Here is a 17,872-nt window from a genome sequence, read left to right as displayed (position 1 = left end):
CCGCCCGTGCCGGAGCTCACTTCGGGTGACAAGGCATGATTGGTGCGGCCCGAACGGTGATCAGGAGGCGAACGTGAACAGCCAGCAGGCACGAGTAGTCGCGGTGGACGGACCCTCCGGGACCGGAAAATCCACCGTGTCCAAACGGCTCGCGACCCAGCTCGGCGCCGCCTACCTCGACACCGGCGCCATGTACCGCGCGGCGACCCTCGCCGCCCTCCGCGCCGGCCTCGACCTCACCAACACCGACGCGGTCACCACGGCGGTCCACCACGCGAAGCTCGACTTCGGCACCACCCCCGCCGACCCCTACACCCGCCTCGACGGCGCCCCCGTCGACGCCGAGATCCGCGGACCCGAGGTCACCGCCGCCGTCTCCGCCGTCGCGGGCATCCCCGCCGTCCGCGCGCACCTCATCGCCGAACAGCGCCGCATCATCGCCGAAGCCCCCGCCGGCATCGTCGTCGAAGGCCGCGACATCGGCGAGGTCGTCGCACCCGACGCCGACCTCAAGATCTACCTCACCGCCGACGAAGCCGAACGCGCCCGGCGGCGCAGCACCGAGAACAACACCGACATCACCACCACCGCCGCCGACCTCGCCCGCCGAGACACCGCCGACGCCAAGACCACCAAACCGCATGAAGCCGCGCCCGGCGCCGTCATCCTCGACACCACCGGACTCGGCATCGAAGAAGTCGTCGACCGCATGCGCCGACTGCTCAACGACAGCAACGGGGAAGTACGTGACTGACGAGGCCATCTGGGCCGCCCTCGCCGAAGAGTTCACCGCCGACGTCGAGGCCGCCCGCGCGGAACTCGACGAGGGCCCGGTACCGGTCGTCGCCGTCGTCGGGCGACCGAACGTCGGCAAGTCGACCCTCGTGAACCGGATCCTCGGCCGCCGCCAAGCGGTCGTCGAAGACGTGCCGGGCGTGACCCGCGACCGCGTCGCCTACGACGCCCAATGGGCCGGCCGGCGCTTCACCCTCGTCGACACCGGCGGCTGGGAACCCGACGCGAAAGGCCGCGCGGCGGCCATCGCGACGCAGGCGGAGATCGCCATGCGCACCGCCGACGTGATCCTCCTCGTCGTCGACGCCATCGTCGGTGCCACCGACACCGACGAGGCCGCCGCCCGCGTCCTCCAGCGAGGCGGGAAACCCGTCCTGCTCATCGCCAACAAGATCGACGACCAGCGACTCGAACCCGAAGCCGCCGGACTCTGGTCCCTCGGCCTCGGTGAGCCCTTCCCGATCTCGGCCCTCCACGGTCGCGGCTCCGGCGACCTCCTCGACGAGATCCTCAAACTCCTCCCGGAGATGCCCGAGGACCGCGAACCCAAAGCGGGCGGCCCCCGCCGCGTCGCGCTCGTCGGACGCCCCAACGTCGGCAAGTCGAGCCTGCTCAACCAGCTCTCCAAAGACGACCGGGCCGTCGTCGACTCCGTCGCCGGCACCACCGTCGACCCCGTCGACACCCTCGTCGACATCGACGGCGAGACCTTCCACCTCGTCGACACCGCCGGCCTCCGCCGCCGCGTCGCACAGGCCAGCGGCACCGAGTACTACGCGAGCCTGCGCACCCAGTCGGCGATCGAGGCCGCCGAAGTCGCCGTCGTGCTCCTCGACTCCTCCGAACCGATCAGCGAACAGGACCAGCGCGTCCTGACGCAGGTCGTCGAAGCCGGACGCGCCCTCGTCATCGTCTTCAACAAGTGGGACCTCGTCGACGAGGACAGGCGCTACTACCTCGACCGCGAGATCGACCGCGAACTCAAGCGCATCACCTGGGCCCCGCGCATCAACATCTCCGCCCTCACCGGCCGCGCCGTCCAGAAACTCGCCCGCGAGATCCGCACCGCCCTCGACGGGTGGGAACAACGCGTGTCGACCGGCGAGCTCAACCAGTGGCTCGCCGCCCTCATCGCCGCCCACCCCCACCCCATCCGGGGTGGAAAGGCACCGAGGATCCTCTTCGCGACCCAGGTTGACATCCGGCCCCCCAGGTTCATCCTGTTCACCTCGGGGCGTCTCGACCCGCAGTACGTGCGCTACGTCGAACGGCGGCTGCGCGAAGACTTCGGCTTCATCGGCAGCCCGATCTCGATCACGGTGAAGGCCCGCGAGAAGCGCGGGAAGCCGGGCGGCAAGCCCGGCGGGAAGAAGTAGGGACGGACGTTGACGCGGCGCCCGGTGGGGGAGACCCCGCCGGGCGTTCGTGTTCTTGAGGCCGGTGGCGTTCGCCGGGACCCGAGTCCGCAGGCCACAGGGCATCCCTCGGGACGCCGCATCCACGTCACCGCCCCCGATCCCCGCGCACGGGAACCTGCTTGCGGACCCCATAGCCGCCTGGGTTAAGCTTCTCCTCGCTGCCAGCGCTCACAAGGTGCGGGTGGCTTCGGGACGTGGCGCAGCTTGGTAGCGTACCTGACTGGGGGTCAGGGGGTCGTGGGTTCGAATCCCGCCGTCCCGACAGTAATCGCCCGAGGCATATTGCCTCGGGCGATCGTTGTTTCCCGGCCTCCGACGAAGAAGGAATCGATCTCGTCGGTCCGGTAAGGAAGCAGACAATCCCTGCGCGGGCCGTTGGAGCGGCGTTTCCCGATCCTCGCGAGATAGTCCCCGCACGGATCCTCGAACGTCTCATCCATGCGCCGAAACCTCGCCGGAACCGGCTGAAAACCGGGTCTCCATATGTGCGGGCACCAGGCGTGCGGTTTCACCCGCTCGGGTGAGTCCGCAGCAGCTCCAGCATCCCCCGGAACGCCCCCGCCATGTCCACGGTCTCGTCGGACAGCAACCATTGCAGCTGCAGTCCGTCCATCACCGCGATGAGCAGTGTCGCCGCCGTCTCCGGGGTCATTCCGGCGCGCGGTGAGTCACCGAGCTCGGCGCGTACGACCTTGGCCAGTTCGAGGCGCAGCCGCTCGTAGCGCTCGGTGAAGAAGTCCCGGGCCGGGTGGCCTTCGGTGACGCTGTCGGCCGACAGCACCGTGTACGACTGCACCATCCCCCTGCGTTCCTGGTTGAGCTCGACGATCCGCGCGAGCGCGTCGAGGGTGGTGTCGGCGGTGCCGGTGGCGGCCATGTCGCGTTCGTCGCGGAGGCGGAGGACTTCGGTGAGGAGGCGTTCTTTGCTGGGGAAGTAGTGCAGCAGGCCCTGTTGGGTCAGTCCGGCCTTCTCGGCGATGGTGGCGAGGCTGGCGCCGCGGTAGCCGCGTTCGGCGAAGAGGGTGAGGGCGGCTTCGAGGATGTCCTGGCGGCGTTCCTCGGGTCGGACGGTGCGGCGGGTGGTGCGTGCCTGCGTCATGGGGCAGAGCCTATTCGTTCGGGGTCGGCATCGCGGTCGTGCCCGTTATGGTCTGGTTCGGGGAGTGGTTCGGTCTCTGTTGCGCAACGATACCTACCGAGTGGTCGGTAGGTCGTGCCATGCTTCGTGCATCGTCACCCGTCCGACCGTCGAAGGGGTCCGCCGCCATGTCGTACATCGAAGAGGTCGAAACCGCCGTCGAGAAGGCCCTCGCGGCCCTCGACCTGGACACCAAGACCCGCTTGCTGGCCGGACAGGACATGTGGTCCCTGCCGGGCGTGGCCGAGGTGGGGCTCGCCCCGATCGTGATGTCCGACGGGCCGATCGGCGTGCGCGGCCGCGAGTGGACGGGCGACGCGGCGATCGCGCTGCCCAGCCCGACGGCGCAGGCCGCGAGCTGGGACCCGGCGCTGGCCGAGGAGAGTGGTCGCCTGCTCGCCCAGGAGGCCCGCCGCAAGGGCGTGCACGTCCTCTTGGCGCCCACGGTGAACCTCCATCGCTCGCCGTTGGGTGGGCGCCACTTCGAGGGCTTCTCCGAAGACCCGCTGCTGACCGGTGAGATGGCCGCGGCTTTCGTGCGCGGTGTCCAGTCGGGTGGTGTCGCCACGACCGTGAAGCATTTCGTGGCCAACGATTCCGAGACCGACCGCATGAGCGTCGACGTCGTCGTCGGGGAGCGGGCGCTTCGTGAGTTGTACTTGGCGCCGTTCGAGGCGGTGGTGAAGAAGGGTGGCGCGTGGGGGGTGATGTCGGCGTATAACGCGGTGAACGGTCTGTCGATGACGGAGAACTCCGGTCTGCAGAACGGGGTTCTGCGTGGCGAGTGGGGTTTCGACGGGTTCGTGGTGTCGGACTGGACCGCGTCGCGGGACACGGTGGGTTCGGTGTCGGGTGGTACGGATGTGGCGATGCCGGGGCCGGTGACGGTGTACGGCGAGCATCTGGCGGCGGCGGTGCGTGACGGGCGCGTCGAGGAGTCGGTGGTCGACGATCTGGTGCGCCGGGTGTTGCGGTTGGCGGCGAGGGTGGGGGCGTTGGAGGGTGCTCCGGCGGCGGTGGCGCAGTTCCCGGCGGAGATCGATGGTGCGGCGCATGCGCGGGTGGTGGCGGCGCGGTCGTTCGTGCTGGCGCGCAATGAGGGGGATCTGCTGCCGTTGGCGGGGGTGCGGAGTGTCGCGGTGAGCGGTATGGCGGCGAGCGAGCCGCGGGTGATGGGTGGTGGGAGTGCGCAGGTGTTCGTGCCGCACGTCGCTTCGCCGTTGGAGGCGTTGCGGGAGGCGCTGCCGGGTGTGGAGGTCTCCTACGAGGTGGGGACCGATGCCCGGACGCAGTTGCCGCCGGTGCCGGGGGAGTTTCGTTCGTTGGCGCGGGACCGCGAGGGTGCGGTCTTGCGTGAGGACACGTTGGTGGAGAGCCGGGTGGGCTGGATGGGGGAGTTGCCCGAGGGGGTCGATCCGGAGCGGTTGGCCTCGGTGGAGTTGACGGGTTCGTTCACGCCGGAGGTCTCCGGTGACCATCGGTTCGCGGTCGCGGGGATCGGGCGGTTCACGCTCACGCTGGACGGCGCTTCGGTCTTCGACGGCGCGCTGGTGCCGGGCAGCCCGGATCCGGTGGCGGCGTTCATCGATCCGCCGAGCATGCGGGTCACGGTTCCGTTGACCGCGGGTGTGCCGGTGTCGCTGGTGCTGACGGCGGGGATCGCGCCCGAGCAGGTGAGCGGTCCGTTGAAGCTGGTGTTCTTCACTCTCGGGCACACCGGTCCGCGGCACGACGACGAGACGGGCATCGATCGGGCGGCGCGGGCGGCGGGTGAGGCGGACGTGGCGGTGGTGTTCGTCAACACCACCGAGTCGGTGGAGAGTGAGGGTTTCGACCGGAAGAGCCTGGTGTTGCCGGGGCGGCAGGACGATCTGGTGGCGCGGGTGGCGGCGGCCAACGAGCGCACGGTCGTGGTGATGACCGCGGGTGCTCCGGTGGAGATGCCGTGGGTGGAGGACGTCTCGGCGGTGCTGCTCACCTGGTTCGGTGGGCAGGAGTTCGCCGGCGCGCTCGCCGATGTGCTGACCGGTGCGGCGGAACCGGGTGGGCGGTTGCCGACCACGTGGCCGGTGCGTCTGGCGGATGCTCCGGTGTCCGAGGTGGTGCCGAGCGGCGGGAAACTCGTCTACGACGAGGGCGTGTTCATCGGCTACCGGGCGTGGGAGCGGGGGGAGACGGCGCCGGCGTTCTGGTTCGGGCACGGGCTGGGGTACACCGACTGGTCTTACGACGACGTCGCGGCCGAGGCCGGCGGTGGTGAGGTGCTGGCCACGGTGAGGGTCCATGTGGCCAACGCCGGTGATCGCGCGGGCCGTGAGGTCGTGCAGGTGTATCTGGAGCCGGTCGACGCCGATGCCGAGCGTCCCGCGCGGTGGCTGGCGGGCTTCGCGTCGGTGGCGGCCGGTGCCGGGGACGTGGCCGAGGCGGTCGTGGAGGTCCCGAAGCGGGCGGTGCAGGTGTGGGACGAGGGTGCCGGGGATTGGCGCACGGTCGGTGGGAGTTACGTCGTGCACGCCGGGCGTTCGGTCGCCGACCTGCGGATTTCGGCGGTCGTGGAGGTGTAACGGGTGTCTCGGGTCGTCCGTGACGCGGGCGACCCGAGAGTCAACGGTTGTTGACGTAGGATGCGTTCATGACCGCGACCGAAGAGACCCCCGTGCGGCGGCGCCGTTCCGACGCGACCAAGGCCGCGATCCTCGACGCCGCCCGTGAGCGCTTCATCGCCGAAGGCTACGAGGGCGCCACCATCCGGGGCATCGCCGCCGACGCGCACATCGATCCGGCGATGGTGATGCGCTACTTCGGCAGCAAGGAGAAGCTCTTCGCACTCGCCGCGAGCTACGACCTGCATCTGCCCGACTTCACCACGCTGCCGCGGGAGCGGCTCGGTGAGTCGATCATGCGGCATCTACTGAACCTGTGGGAGAGCGACCGCACGCTCGTGGCGCTGCTGCGCACGGCGGTGTCCAATGAGGAGGCCGCCGCCGAACGGGTCCGCGAGATCTGGTCCGGGCAGGTCCTGACCGGTCTCGGGAAGCTGTTCGGCGACGACCGGGAGCTCGCCGCCCGCCGTGCCGGGCTCGTCGTGACGCAACTGCTGGGTGTCGTGCTCTGCCGGTACGTGCTGCGCCTGCCCCCGGTGGTGGATCTGGAACCGGAGGAGATCGTGGCGTGGGTCGGCCCGACCGTGCAGCGCTATCTCACCGCCGGGGAGCCCTAGGCCGCGAGGCGGGAGAGTTTGTCGTTGAGCAGCGGGGTCAGGTCGCCGGTCTCGGTGTGGGGGAGGGTGAAGCGGTTGAGCGCGTCGCGCCCGGACGACAGGAAACCGCCCCGTTTGTCGGCCTCCAGGATCACGTCGACCGCCGAGGCCGTGGTGATGAAGGTCAACTCCAGTTCCTTGAAGGAGTTGCGGAACTGCCCGCCGGGCCAGTACTCGATCTCCTGGTAGAACGGCATCGTCGAACCGGGGATCGTGCCGGCCTCCAGGTCGGCCTTGGAGAAGGTGAAGCCGAGGCGGCCCAGCGCGGTCAGCACCGCCTGCTGCACCGGCAGGGGCTCGACGTGCAGGGGATCGAGGTCGCCCTTGTCGAGCGCGCCGGCCAGCTCCAGTTCGGTCGCCACACCCAGGCGCATCCCGTACAGCTGGTGCCCGCCGAGTGCGGTCACCGGTGTTTCCCAGGGGACGGGCAGCGAGAACGGCACCGAGTGGGACGAGCCCGCCGCGAGCATGACCTCCCCGGCGACCTTCGCGTCGAAGAAGTCGTAGCGGGAGCGGTGCGTCGAACCGTCGCGTTCCACCTCGACCTCGGCGACGAATTCGAGGTTGATCGCGGTCACCCGGTGGTCGGACTTCCCGCCCGAGAAGCGGACCTCCCCGTTGAGCGTCCCACCTGGACGGACGGCCGACGCCGACAGCAGCGTGTCGACCTCCACGCCCGCACCGAACGCGGCCAAGATCTTGCGCAGCACCATCAGGGGTGTTCCTCTCCTCGCCTACCGGGGTCGCCGGCCGCGCCAGGGTCTGCCCGCCGACCGACAGACAGACCCTAGCCCAGGCCGGTGTCAGTACCTGGTCCCCATCGCCTCGCGCACCTCGGCCAAAGTGGACTCCGCGATCGCGTCGGCGGTTTCGTTGCCGCGACTCAGGACCCGGTGCACCAGGCCGGGCTCGGCGGCCAGCTCCAGCCGCCGTTCCCGCATCGGCCGCAAGCATTCGTTGACGGCCTCGGTGACCGTCCGCTTCAGCACCGCCGCGCCACCGTCACCGACCTCGTCGGCGACGTCGTGCGGGTCGCGTTCGCCGGCCAGGGCCGCCAGCAGCACCAGGTTCGACACCTCCGGCCGGTTGACCGGATCGAAGGTGATGCGCCGCTCGGCGTCGGTCTTGGCGCCCCTGATCACCCGCGCGGTCTCATCGGCCGTCGCCCGCAACTCGATGGAGTTCCCGCTGCTCTTGCCCATCTTCGCCCCATCGGTGCCGAGGAGACGCGGAGCCGTCGACAGCATCGCCTCCGGCAGCGGGAACAGCGGCCGGTACCGGTCGTTGAAGCGCCGCGCGATCGTCCGCGTCAGCTCGATGTGCGGGAGCTGGTCGTCCCCGACCGGTACCAGGTTCGACTTACAGAACAGCAGGTCGGCGGCCTGATGCACGGGATAGGTAAACATCAGCCCGCTGACCATCGACCGCCCCGAGGACGCGATCTCCTCCTTGACGGTCGGATTACGGCTCAGTTCCGAGGTCGACACCAGACTCAGGAACGGCAGGACCAGCTGGTTGAGGGCCGGCACCGCCGAATGCGCGAAGATCGTCGCGCGTTCCGGGTCGAGCCCGGCGGCCAGGTAGTCCAGCACGATGCCTTCGACGACCGACCCGATCCGGCCGGTCACATCGCGGTCGGTGATGACCTGATAGTCGGCGACCAGCACGAACATCTCCACACCCAGGTCCTGCAGCAGGACCCGGTTGTGCAGCGTGCCGAAGTAGTGACCGACGTGCAGCGCGCCCGTCGGCCGGTCCCCGGTCAGGACCCGGAAGTCCTGCGGTGAGGCCAGCACACGCGCCGACAGTTCGAGGTCACGGGGAACAGTGGTGGTGCTCATGTCTCTCGATCTCCTTTGCCCGGGAGCCGCCGTGAGCTCACCGTGCCGGAGAGACACCGCGGGCCGTCACAGCGGACGGCCCGAATGGTGGGTTGCGCATCTGAGCGGCCGTCCTAGGACGGCCACCAGGCGAGATTCGCGCGCAGATGCATACGGCAAGACTAACCGACGGCGCAGTGCCCTTGCCGCCCCACGCCACGGCTGCGAGGATCCCGTGATGATCCTTCCCGCCGACAGTCACGTGCACAGCGAATACTCCTGGGACGCCGCCGAAGGCTCCATGGAGGGGACCTGCGAGCGCGCCGTCGAACTCGGCCTGCCCGCCGTGGCCTTCACCGAACACATGGACTTCACCGGATGGGAGGTCATCGACCGTCACCTCCCCGAAAACGCCTTCCTGGCCTCGCTCGCCGACACCGACGGGATGCTCACCCCGCCCCCGATCGACCTCGACGGGTACTTCGAGACCGTCGAACGCTGCCGGGAGAAGTACCCCGGCCTGCGGATCATCACCGGCGTCGAACTCGGCGAACCCCACCGGCACGCCGCCACCGCCGCCCGGCTCCTCGCCGCCGGGAACTTCGAGCGTGTCCTGGGCTCCCTGCACTGCCTGCCCACCGGCGAGGACCGCTTCGACGAACCGCCCGGCCTGTTCCGGCGCCGCGAAGCCGCCCAGGTCGTCCGCGACTACCTCGGCGAGATTCCCCTCGTCGTCGCCTCCGACCTGTTCTCCGTCCTCGCCCACATCGACTACGCCGTCCGCTCCTGGCCCGCCGAGGCCGGGCCCTTCGACCCCCACGACTTCGGCGACGAGTTCCGCCACGCCCTGCGCGCGCTCGCCGCCACCGGACGGGCCCTGGAGGTCAACACCAGCCTCCCCATGCACCCCACCATCCTGCGCTGGTGGCGTGAAGAAGGCGGTGACGCCGTCACCTTCGGCAGCGACGCCCACTCACCCGCCGGACTCGCCCGCCGCTTCGCCGAAGCCGTCGACATGGTCGAGGCCCACGGCTTCCGGCCCGGCCGTCACCCCTACGACATCTGGAGCCGCGCCTAAGCGGTGCGGATGCGCGCCCGGCGTGTGCCCGAAAGCACGCCGGAACACGTCGATGAACGCACTCGCCGACGCCCACCCGCAGCGATGCGCGACCACCGTCACCGGTGTGCCCTCCGCCAGCAACAGCAACGCCCGGTGCAGCCGCACCTGCGTACGCCACCGCGGGAAGGTCATGCCCAGCTCCGCCCGGCACAGCCGGCTGAGCGTCCGCTCGCTCGCCCCGACCCGCGCGCCGAGCTCGGCGAGGGTCCGGTCGTCGGCCGGGTCGGCGCGCAACAGCGCGCACATCGCCACCAGCCGCGGGTCACGGCCCGCCGGGACGTGCACCGGCCGCTGCGGCGAACGACGCAGCCGGTCGAGAAGGACCGCCAGCATCCGGTCGCGCTCGGCACGATCGGCGAGACCGGCCTCGGTGTAGGCAGGGATCAGTTCCCGCAACAGCGGATCGACGCCCAGCACCGCCGGACCGTCCAGGCCGAGCGGATTGTCCGACACGGGCAGCCCGACCATGTGCAGGTCGGTGTCACCGTGCGCGCGATGCTCGTGGACCGTCCCCGCCGGCACCCAGATCGCCCGCGTGGCCGGCGCCACCCAGCTGCCCTCGCTCGTGGTCACCGAGAGCACCCCGCGCCCGGCGTAGACGATCTGATGGTCGTCGTGACGGTGCGCGTCGACCTCCGACCCGGCCGGCAGGACCCGGATCCCGGTCGGCGCCTCCGGCTGGTGGCGGATATTCGGCATCACTCGGCATTTTATCGGAAGCCGGACAGGTCCCGCCCGGCCGAGGATCGGAACGTGACAAGCAACAGGCACCGGATCGTCCTCCTCGCCGCCGGCCACGCGAGCGTCGACCTCTATCAGGGAGCCGTACCCGCCGTCGTGCCCTTCCTGGACGCCGAACGCCACTACGGTTACGCCGCGGTGTCCGGCATCGTCCTGGCCGCCACGCTGCTGTCGTCCTTCGTCCAGCCCCTCTTCGGGATCCTGAGCGACCGGTGCCCCATGCCCTGGCTCCTCCCGGTCAGCATGACCACCGCCGGGCTCGGGCTCGGCCTCAGCGGCGTCGGCGACTCCTACCTCACGACCTGGCTCGCCATCGCCCTGTGCGGGCTCGGCGTCGCCGCCTACCACCCCGAATCGGCCCGCCTGGCCCGCCTGGTCAGCGGGAACAGTCACATCGGGATGAGCTGGTTCTCCCTCGGCGGCAACATCGGCTTCGCCCTGGCGCCGATCGCCGTCACCCCGATCCTGTCGGCCGGTGGACTCCGGGCCACCCCGTTCCTGCTCGCCCCGGCCGTCCTCGGCGGCCTGATCACGCTGACCGTCATGCGCTCCCTCACCCGAGCCCGAGCCGGTGCGCGCGCCAAGGCCCACCGCGCCGGACGCGACGACTGGCCGGGTTTCCTGCGCCTGTCGGGAGCCGTGATCTGCCGATCCATCGTCTACGTCGGCTTGAGCGCCTTCGTCGCCCTCCACGTCCAGCAACGCACCGGCGGCGGCCCCGGCACGGGCGCCTCGGCCCTCTTCGTGCTCTTCACCGGAGGGGCCGTCGGCACCGTCCTCGGCGGGCGCCTGGCGGCCCGGTGGGGACGCGTCCCCGTCGCCCGCGCCGCCTGCCTCGCGGCGATCCCGGCCGTCGCCGGAGTCGTGTTCATCCCCGGCCCCGCCGTCTACCTCTTCGTCGCGGCCGCCGCGATCGCCCTCTACGTGCCCTTCTCCCTCAACGTCACCCTCGCCCAGGACTACCTGCCCAACCGCGTCGGCACCGCCGGCGGAGTCACCCTCGGCCTCGCCGTCAGCATCGGCGGCGTCGCCGCCCCCGGACTCGGCGCGCTCGCCGATGCCACCATGCTCGCCACCGCGCTCATCGTGCTCGTGCCGACGGCCGTTGCCGGGTGGCTCTTCGCGCGCGGACTCACCGAGCCCGGCGAACGCGCGGTTCAGCCCGGCGGGGCTCCGGCCGTCTCGCGCACCTGAACCCGGCGCGACCGCAGCGCCGTCGCGGTGAAGACCACCAGGCACAGCCCGCACAGCACCGCCGGGACCCAGAAGATCCCCGGCAGGCCCAGCGAGCCGATTCCGGCGAACCCGACCAGACCGCTCACCGGTTTCGCCGCGGTCTGCGCGCTGAAGAAGGTCGCCGAGGCCAGCCCCGCCCTGCCCGGCACGAGACTCTGGGCGTAGCTGAGGCCGAGCCCGGTCGTCGCGACGAACAGCACGATCTGGAGGTCGTAGAACAACCACACCTGCCACATCTGCGTACTCGACGCCAGGATCGCGTAGGCCACCACGCCGACGGCGAGCGCGGCGGCGATGACGCGCCGGATGCCGAAGCGGTCGGCGAGGGAGCCCATGAGGGGGAAGACGCCGACTTCGATGGCGGCCGCCGAGGAGGCGAGGACGCCGAAGACGAGGGTGCTCTGGCCGAGGTGCTCGACGACGTAGATCGACAGGTAGGCGCCGCGGAGCATCTCGCCGGAGAAGACCGCGCACAGGCCGCAGGCGAACAGGACGAGCGGGAGCATCGAGGCGCGGGGGGTTCCGGCGGCCGTGGTGTTGTCGGTGGAGGGCGGGGCGGTGGTTTCACGGAGGACGAGGGTGAGTGCGGCGACGGCGGCGTAGGCGGCGACGGCGATCCAGAAGGCGGCCTGGAGTCCGGAGGTGGCGGCCAGGGCGGTGCTCAGCAGTGGTCCGGCGATCCAGCCGAAGGAGTAGCCACCGCGGAGGGTGGCGTTGATGGTGGAGGGGCGGGGTTCTTCGCGGTGGCGCATGGTGTCGCTGAGGGAGGCGAAGATCTGGGCGCTGAGGGTGCCCGAGGGCGCCGCGACGAGTACGGCGTAGATCGCGACGGCGGTCCAGAACGAGGGCGCGAAGCCGAGGAGGGCCCAGCCGAGGCACATGGTCACGGCGAGCGCGAACATCAGTTTCCGGCGGGAGTGGAGGCGGTCGCTGAGGCGGCCGAGGGGGAGGTTGAGCGCGATGCCGAGGAGGCCGGAGAGGGTGATGACGGCGATCTCGGCGAGGCCGGCGTGGAGTTCTCGCAGGAGGAACAGCGGGACGATCGGCATTCCGGCCGATCCGGCGGCGCCGGTGAGGATGAGCAGGGTGAGGTAGCGGCGGTAGACGGCGTCGCCGAACACCCGTCGCAGGGTGGTGAGCATCGGGCCTCCACGCGCCGGCTGGGGAATCGACGGGAAACTACCAGGCATTGATCAACTCTGGATAGTGCGCGGGAGGAAGAGGCAGGGTTCTTCACTGATCCGGGGAAAGCCTCTACTGTGGACCAATCCATCGACCCGGAGGTGTCTGCCATGGGGCGTTTCGCCGAGCACGCGGTTCTCGTCACGGGAGGCGCGCACGGGATCGGGCGGGCCGTGGCCGCGCGGTTGTCGTCGGAGGGTGCGGTGGTGACCATCGCCGACCGTGATGTGGAAGCGGCCGAGGCGACCGCCGCCGAACTGTCGGCCGGGGGCGCGACGGTCGTGGCCGTCGCCTGCGACGTGACCGACCGGGAGAGCGTCGACGCGGCCGTCGCGAGCGCCGTCGAGGCGCAGGGACGCTTGGACGTGCTGGTCAACAACGTGGGCGTGGCGGGCTGGTCGCGTTTCGAGGATCTCGAAGAGGAGGAGTGGCACCGGCAGGCCGATCCGACGCTGCTGGGCGCGTTCCGCTGTGTCAAGGCGGCGCTGCCGCATCTGCTCGACTCACCGCACGGCAATGTCGTGTCCGTCGGGTCGATCAACGGGATCGCGGCCTTCGGGGAGGTCGCCTATTCGGCGGCCAAGGCGGGTTTGCAGAGCCTCACCCAGAACCTCGCGGTCGAGTACTCGCCGCGTTCGCGGCGGGCGGCGGGGCTCGACGGTTCCGTCCGCGTCAATCTCGTCGCGCCGGGCTCGATCCGCACCCGCGCGTGGGAACCGGAGGTCATCGCGCGCATCGGCACCCGCTATCCGATGTTCCGTCCGGGCGAGCCCGCGGACATCGCCGCCGCGGTGGCCTTCCTCGCCTCCGGGGACGCGGCCTGGATCACCGGACTGATCCTGCCCGTCGACGGGGGCCTCCTCGCCGACGGGCGCCTGCTCACGGACGTGTTCTTCCCTGGGTGAGCGTCGATGTCACGCTTTCGGCGGGCTCCCCGTCTCCTTGTCGAACCGTTGCCGAAACGAACCGCAAGGAGCAGGTCATGAACATCGAACACCGCGTCGTCGTCCTCGGAGCCGGGTACGCCGGACTCACCGCCGCCACCCGCCTCGCCCGCCGGGTCGACACCGCACGCGTGTCGGTCACCCTCGTCAACGCCCGCGACGGTTTCGTCCAGCGGCCCCGCCTGCACCAGGCCGCGACCGGGCAGACCCCGCCGTCGCCGGCGCTCGACGGGCTGCTCGCCGGAACCGGCGTCGACTTCGTTCTCGGCTGGGCCGACCGGATCGACACCGGCGCGCGGACCGTCGAGGTCGCCACCGCCGACGGCTGCCGCGAACTCGGCTACGACACCCTCGTCTACGCCCTCGGCAGCCGTGTCGACACCACGACCGTCCCCGGTATCCGCGAACACGCCCACGTCCTCGACCCCGCCACCACCCCGGCGCTCGCCGCGGCCGTCGGCGAGACCGGCACCCTCGTCGTCGTCGGCGGTGGACTCACCGGAATCGAGGCGGCCACCGAGTTCGCCGAGTCCCGCCCGGGCCTCACCGTCAAGCTCGTCTCCCGCGGGGAACCCGGCGGATGGCTCTCGGCGGGCGCCAAGAAGCACATCGACAAGGCCTTCGCGCGCCTCGGGATCGAGATCATCGCCGGAAACGCCGCCACCGAGATCACCGAAGGCACCGTGCGCCTCGACGACGGCACCACCGTCGACTTCGACGCCTGCGTGTGGGCCGGCGGCTTCGACGTCCCCGAACTCGCCGCCGAATCCGGCCTCGCCGTCGACCGCGCCGGACGCGCCCTCGTCGACGACCGCCTCCGTTCGGTGTCCCACCCCGAGATCCACGTCATCGGCGACGCCGCCGCGCTCGCCGGGACCTGGGGCGACGCGCTCGCCTACGGCTGCCGCGTCGGTGGTTTCCAGGGCCCCTACATCGCCGACGCGCTCGCGCGTCTCATCGGCGGCGAGGAGCCCGAGGCCTTCACGTTCCGCCACATCCACCAGTGCGTCAGCCTCGGCCGCAAGGACGCCGTCATCCAGTTCGTGCACGCAGGTGACGAGTCCGCGCGCGACGCGGTCCTGCGCGGACGGGTCGCGGTCTGGTACAAGGACCTGGTGCTCAACTCGGCGATGTTCCTCTTCGGACACCCCGGCCCCTACCTCCCGCACCGCAGGATCCGCCCCGCCGCGGCGCTCGCGCACCGCTAGGGTGGGCGCCGTGATCGAGGTCTTCGAAGAGAACCGCGCGGTGCTCCGCGCCGTCGCCTACCGCATGCTCGGCAGCTACACCGAAGCCGAGGACGTGGTCCAGGACGCCTGGCCCAAGTGGGACAAGGCGAGCTCGGAGAAGGCCATCGAGAATCCGCGCGCGTTCCTGGTGACCGTGGTGACGCGGCTGAGTCTCGACCGTCTGCGCAGCGCGGCGGCGCGGCACGAGCGGTACACGGGTTCGTGGCTGCCCGAGCCGAGCACCGAGGAGGACCCGGTCATCGCCGGGACCGGTGACCCGGGGACACTGGCCGCTCTGCGCGACTCGGTGTCCCTGGGGATGCTGGTGCTGCTGGAGTCCTTGTCGCCGTTGGAGCGGGCCGCCTATGTGCTGCGCGAGGCCTTCGGTTTCGGGCACGGCGAGATCGGCGAGGCCCTCGACCGCAGCGAGTCGACGGTCCGGCAGCTGGTGCGCCGGGCGCGGGCGCATGTCACCGAGCAGCGTCCGCGCTTCACGGGCGACCGCGAGAAGCAGCGGGAGGTGACCGAGCGGTTCATGACGGCGAGCCTCAACGGTGACCTGGCGTCCCTGCTGGAGATCCTCGCGCCCGACGTCACGGTCGTCACCGACACCGACGGTCGCGTGAAGGGCAACCTCAAGCCGATCCACGGTGGGGAGCGGGCCGCGCGGGCCTACGCCGTCACCGCCAAGGACATCCCCCCGGGCACCGAGGTCGTATACCGCGACGTCAACGGCGAGTTCGGCGCGGTGGCGCTCGTGGGCGGTGTCCCGTACGCGACCTTCAGTTTCGACTTCGACGACGAAGGGCGTGTCCGCAACATCTTCTGCGTGGCCAATCCCGACAAGCTCGCCCGCGTGCGCGTCTGACGCGGCCCGGACCGTGCACGGTCCGGGCCGCGCCGGACGCGACGGTGTCACGGGACGGTGATCACGACCTTGCCCCGAGCGCGGCCCGTCGCGACACGGTCGTGGGCCCGTTGTGCCTCGGCGAGCGGTACGACGGTGTCGATCTCGGCGCGCAGGCCCTCGTCGGCGTGGCGGGCGATCGCGCGCATGTCGGCGTGGTCGGGTTCGACGAGCATGAAACCGGCGGCGATGCCGCGGGCCGCCGCGCGCTCCACCAGGCTGGGTGAGCCGGGCGGCAGGATGTCGACGAGCACACCGCCGTCCTTGAGGACGCTCAGGGAGCGTTCGGCGTAGTCACCGCCGATGGGATCGATGACCACGTCGAGGTCCTTGACGGCTTCGGTGAAGTCGACGGCGGTGTAGTCGACGACCTCGTCGGCGCCGAGGGAGCGCAGGAACTCGTGCTTCGGTGCGCTCGCGGTGCCGATCACGTACGCGCCGAGCCGTTTGGCCAGCTGAACGGCGAGATGCCCTACCCCGCCGGCGGCGGCGTGGATCAGGACGCGCTGCCCGGGTCGGACGCCGGCGGTGTCGACGAGCGCCTGCCGGGCCGTCAGCGACGCCAGCGGCAGCGCGGCTGCCTGAACGTGGTCGATCGAGGCGGGTTTGAGCGCCAGGTGGCGGGTCGGGGTGGTCGCGTACTCGGCGTAGGCGCGCCCGGGGTGCGGGAAGCGGATCATGCCGAAGACCTCGTCGCCCGGCTGGAACAGCCGCACGCCCTCACCGACGGCCTCGACCACGCCGGACACGTCGAAGCCGGGGATCTCGGGCGGCGCGCCGGTCGAGCGTCCGTTGGCGACCAGCTTCACGTCGGCCGGATTGACGCTCGCCGCGTGCACCCGCACGAGCACCTCCACCCGCCCGGCCTCCGGCCGTTCGACCTCGGCCACGGCCAGGCCGCCGGGCCCGGGCATCACCGCGCGCATCTTCGCCATGTCTTCTCCTCCTCGACCGCGCACCACCCGGTGCGCGCTTCCAGCCTGCGGCCGCGCGGCACCGCCGGTAAATGGCCCGTGGGTCGTTGTGTGAAAGAATCGGGCCATGCTCGGTTCCGTTCCGCACCAGGTCGCCGTCCTCGCCCTGCCCCACGTCATACCTTTCGAGCTGGGCATCCCCTCGCGAATCTTCCAGGCCGCGGCCCCCGACGGAGCGAAACCGCTCTACGAGACCGTCACCTGCACCCTCGACGGCGGGCCCGTGCGCACCGCCGCCGACTTCGCCATCACCCCCGACCGCGGCCCCGACGCCCTCGACACCGCCGACACCATCGTCATCCCGCCCGCGCACGACGACGGCGACCCGGTCTACACCACCGGCGAACTGCGGCCGGAGGTCGCCGCCGCGCTCGCCCGGATCCGGCCCGGCGTGCGCGTCGTGTCGATCTGCGTCGCCTCGTACTACCTCGCCGCCGCCGGGCTCCTCGACGGCCGCCGTGCGGCCACCCACTGGCAGAGCGCCGCACACTTCCAGGGTCTCTTCCCCCGCGTCGAGGTCGACGCCGACGTCCTCTACGTCGACGACGGCGACCTGCTCACCTCCGCCGGAGTCGCCTCCGGCATCGACGCCTGCCTCCACCTCATCCGCCGCGACCACGGCAGCGAGATCGCCAACCAGGCAGCCCGCCGCTGCGTCGTCCCGCCCTACCGCGACGGCGGCCAGGCCCAGTACATCGAACGGCCCGTGCCCGCCGTCCCCGAAACCGGCACCACCGCCACCCGCGCCTGGGCGCTGAAACGCCTCGACCGGGCCGTCACCCTCGAAGAACTCGCCGCCCACGCCCGCATGAGCCGCCGCACCTTCACCCGCCGCTTCCGCGAGGAGACCGGCCAGAGCCCCGCCCGATGGCTCGCCGTGCAACGCCTCGACGCCGCCCGCCGCCTCCTGGAATCGACCGACCTCGCCGTCGACCAGGTCGCCGTCCGCACCGGCTTCGGTACCGGAACCTCGCTGCGCCAGCACATGCGCGCCGCCGTCGGCGTCGCGCCGGGCGCCTACCGCCGCACCTTCCGCGACCGTTCCACCGAAGATTCAGTTGTCAGCGTATGAAGGACCAGTCGATCTTCCCGGCCGGATTCGTACCCTA

Annotated in this window: 16 protein-coding genes and 1 tRNA gene; 11 read left to right on the top strand and 6 right to left on the bottom strand. The window is 71.0% G+C overall.

The annotated features are described in order from the left end of the window. The first annotated feature begins 73 nt into the window (after nucleotides 1–73). The 3 genes from cmk to HNR73_RS18475 all read left to right on the top strand — a co-directional run bounded on the left by cmk (nucleotide 74) and on the right by HNR73_RS18475 (nucleotide 2,475). A complete protein-coding gene (gene cmk, locus HNR73_RS18485) occupies nucleotides 74–754 on the top strand; it encodes a (d)CMP kinase (protein ID WP_184788736.1) in 681 nt (226 codons plus the stop codon). Next, on the top strand, nucleotides 747–2,171 hold the full coding sequence (der, locus tag HNR73_RS18480; protein WP_239122395.1) for a ribosome biogenesis GTPase Der: 1,425 nt from the start codon (nucleotides 747–749) through the stop codon (nucleotides 2,169–2,171). The genes cmk and der overlap by 8 nt, the downstream gene beginning before the upstream one ends. Nucleotides 2,172–2,401: 230 nt before the next feature. Further along, nucleotides 2,402–2,475: transfer RNA gene (locus tag HNR73_RS18475), tRNA-Pro, on the top strand. A 246-nt stretch (nucleotides 2,476–2,721) separates the two neighbouring features. Here HNR73_RS18475 and HNR73_RS18470 read toward each other — a convergent pair. Continuing rightward, on the bottom strand, nucleotides 2,722–3,312 hold the full coding sequence (locus HNR73_RS18470; RefSeq protein ID WP_184788734.1) for a TetR/AcrR family transcriptional regulator: 591 nt from the start codon (nucleotides 3,310–3,312) through the stop codon (nucleotides 2,722–2,724). A 167-nt stretch (nucleotides 3,313–3,479) separates the two neighbouring features. Here HNR73_RS18470 and HNR73_RS18465 point away from each other — a divergent pair, with 167 nt between their 5' ends. Both HNR73_RS18465 and HNR73_RS18460 read left to right on the top strand, forming a co-directional pair. Beyond that, a complete protein-coding gene (locus HNR73_RS18465; protein WP_184788733.1) occupies nucleotides 3,480–5,915 on the top strand; it encodes a beta-glucosidase in 2,436 nt (811 codons plus the stop codon). A gap of 68 nt (nucleotides 5,916–5,983) precedes the next feature. Further along, nucleotides 5,984–6,571: a TetR/AcrR family transcriptional regulator gene (locus HNR73_RS18460; RefSeq protein WP_184788732.1), complete on the top strand. Its 588-nt coding sequence runs from the start codon at nucleotides 5,984–5,986 to the stop codon at nucleotides 6,569–6,571. Here HNR73_RS18460 and HNR73_RS18455 read toward each other — a convergent pair. Beyond that, a complete protein-coding gene (locus tag HNR73_RS18455) occupies nucleotides 6,568–7,323 on the bottom strand; it encodes a sporulation protein (protein WP_184788731.1) in 756 nt (251 codons plus the stop codon). The genes HNR73_RS18460 and HNR73_RS18455 overlap by 4 nt on opposite strands. A 90-nt stretch (nucleotides 7,324–7,413) precedes the next feature. After that, nucleotides 7,414–8,451, bottom strand: coding sequence for a tryptophan--tRNA ligase (gene trpS, locus HNR73_RS18450; RefSeq protein WP_184788730.1), 1,038 nt, complete (start codon nucleotides 8,449–8,451; stop codon nucleotides 7,414–7,416). A gap of 217 nt (nucleotides 8,452–8,668) precedes the next feature. Here trpS and HNR73_RS18445 point away from each other — a divergent pair, with 217 nt between their 5' ends. Continuing rightward, a complete protein-coding gene (locus HNR73_RS18445; RefSeq protein ID WP_184788729.1) occupies nucleotides 8,669–9,508 on the top strand; it encodes a PHP domain-containing protein in 840 nt (279 codons plus the stop codon). On the opposite strand, the gene HNR73_RS18440 is transcribed toward HNR73_RS18445, so the two are convergent. Continuing rightward, nucleotides 9,404–10,249, bottom strand: coding sequence for an AraC family transcriptional regulator (locus tag HNR73_RS18440; RefSeq protein ID WP_184788728.1), 846 nt, complete (start codon nucleotides 10,247–10,249; stop codon nucleotides 9,404–9,406). The genes HNR73_RS18445 and HNR73_RS18440 overlap by 105 nt on opposite strands. 54 nt (nucleotides 10,250–10,303) lie before the next feature. Here HNR73_RS18440 and HNR73_RS18435 point away from each other — a divergent pair, with 54 nt between their 5' ends. Continuing rightward, the gene (locus HNR73_RS18435) at nucleotides 10,304–11,485 is read left to right on the top strand and encodes an MFS transporter (protein ID WP_203686981.1); all 1,182 of its coding nucleotides are present in this window, start codon (nucleotides 10,304–10,306) and stop codon (nucleotides 11,483–11,485) included. Here HNR73_RS18435 and HNR73_RS18430 read toward each other — a convergent pair. Further along, on the bottom strand, nucleotides 11,449–12,669 hold the full coding sequence (locus HNR73_RS18430) for an MFS transporter (RefSeq protein ID WP_184788726.1): 1,221 nt from the start codon (nucleotides 12,667–12,669) through the stop codon (nucleotides 11,449–11,451). The genes HNR73_RS18435 and HNR73_RS18430 overlap by 37 nt on opposite strands. Before the next feature lie 150 nt (nucleotides 12,670–12,819). Between HNR73_RS18430 and HNR73_RS18425 the strand changes: the two genes are divergently transcribed. From HNR73_RS18425 to sigJ, 3 genes are all read left to right on the top strand, one after another. After that, on the top strand, nucleotides 12,820–13,614 hold the full coding sequence (locus HNR73_RS18425) for an SDR family NAD(P)-dependent oxidoreductase (RefSeq protein ID WP_184788725.1): 795 nt from the start codon (nucleotides 12,820–12,822) through the stop codon (nucleotides 13,612–13,614). Nucleotides 13,615–13,691: 77 nt separating this feature from the next. Then, nucleotides 13,692–14,861 (top strand): NAD(P)/FAD-dependent oxidoreductase, encoded by a 1,170-nt coding sequence (locus HNR73_RS18420; protein ID WP_184788724.1) that lies wholly within the window; start codon nucleotides 13,692–13,694, stop codon nucleotides 14,859–14,861. Between the two features lie 10 nt (nucleotides 14,862–14,871). Beyond that, nucleotides 14,872–15,750 carry an RNA polymerase sigma factor SigJ gene (gene sigJ / locus HNR73_RS18415; RefSeq protein ID WP_184788723.1) on the top strand — a complete coding sequence of 293 codons (879 nt, stop codon included), beginning with the start codon at nucleotides 14,872–14,874 and terminating at the stop codon, nucleotides 15,748–15,750. 47 nt (nucleotides 15,751–15,797) lie between these two features. Here sigJ and HNR73_RS18410 read toward each other — a convergent pair whose 3' ends face one another. After that, on the bottom strand, nucleotides 15,798–16,724 hold the full coding sequence (locus HNR73_RS18410) for an NADP-dependent oxidoreductase (protein WP_239122396.1): 927 nt from the start codon (nucleotides 16,722–16,724) through the stop codon (nucleotides 15,798–15,800). A 106-nt stretch (nucleotides 16,725–16,830) separates the two neighbouring features. Between HNR73_RS18410 and HNR73_RS18405 the strand changes: the two genes are divergently transcribed. Next, the gene (locus HNR73_RS18405) at nucleotides 16,831–17,835 is read left to right on the top strand and encodes a GlxA family transcriptional regulator (RefSeq protein WP_184788722.1); all 1,005 of its coding nucleotides are present in this window, start codon (nucleotides 16,831–16,833) and stop codon (nucleotides 17,833–17,835) included. The last annotated feature ends 37 nt before the right edge of the window (nucleotides 17,836–17,872 follow it).

Origin of the sequence: Phytomonospora endophytica (assembly GCF_014202425.1) — a bacterium.
GTDB classification, from domain to species: Bacteria; Actinomycetota; Actinomycetes; order Mycobacteriales; family Micromonosporaceae; genus Phytomonospora; species Phytomonospora endophytica.
The sequence above is the reverse complement of the archived record's forward strand: the minus strand, read 5'-3'. Positions and strand labels throughout refer to the sequence as shown.

Bases quoted from the DNA above. Each gene is read 5' to 3' on its own strand.
- HNR73_RS18430 (WP_184788726.1), bottom strand. From the start codon at position 12,669: ATGCTCACCACCCTGCGACGGGTGTTCGGCGACGCCGTCTACCGCCGC.
- HNR73_RS18410 (WP_239122396.1), bottom strand. From the start codon at position 16,724: ATGGCGAAGATGCGCGCGGTGATGCCCGGGCCCGGCGGCCTGGCCGTG.
- HNR73_RS18445 (WP_184788729.1), top strand. From the start codon at position 8,669: ATGATCCTTCCCGCCGACAGTCACGTGCACAGCGAATACTCCTGGGAC.
- HNR73_RS18455 (WP_184788731.1), bottom strand. From the start codon at position 7,323: ATGGTGCTGCGCAAGATCTTGGCCGCGTTCGGTGCGGGCGTGGAGGTC.
- HNR73_RS18460 (WP_184788732.1), top strand. From the start codon at position 5,984: ATGACCGCGACCGAAGAGACCCCCGTGCGGCGGCGCCGTTCCGACGCG.
- HNR73_RS18465 (WP_184788733.1), top strand. From the start codon at position 3,480: ATGTCGTACATCGAAGAGGTCGAAACCGCCGTCGAGAAGGCCCTCGCG.
- HNR73_RS18405 (WP_184788722.1), top strand. From the start codon at position 16,831: ATGCTCGGTTCCGTTCCGCACCAGGTCGCCGTCCTCGCCCTGCCCCAC.
- trpS (WP_184788730.1), bottom strand. From the start codon at position 8,451: ATGAGCACCACCACTGTTCCCCGTGACCTCGAACTGTCGGCGCGTGTG.
- HNR73_RS18470 (WP_184788734.1), bottom strand. From the start codon at position 3,312: ATGACGCAGGCACGCACCACCCGCCGCACCGTCCGACCCGAGGAACGC.
- HNR73_RS18440 (WP_184788728.1), bottom strand. From the start codon at position 10,249: ATGCCGAATATCCGCCACCAGCCGGAGGCGCCGACCGGGATCCGGGTC.
- HNR73_RS18425 (WP_184788725.1), top strand. From the start codon at position 12,820: ATGGGGCGTTTCGCCGAGCACGCGGTTCTCGTCACGGGAGGCGCGCAC.
- HNR73_RS18420 (WP_184788724.1), top strand. From the start codon at position 13,692: ATGAACATCGAACACCGCGTCGTCGTCCTCGGAGCCGGGTACGCCGGA.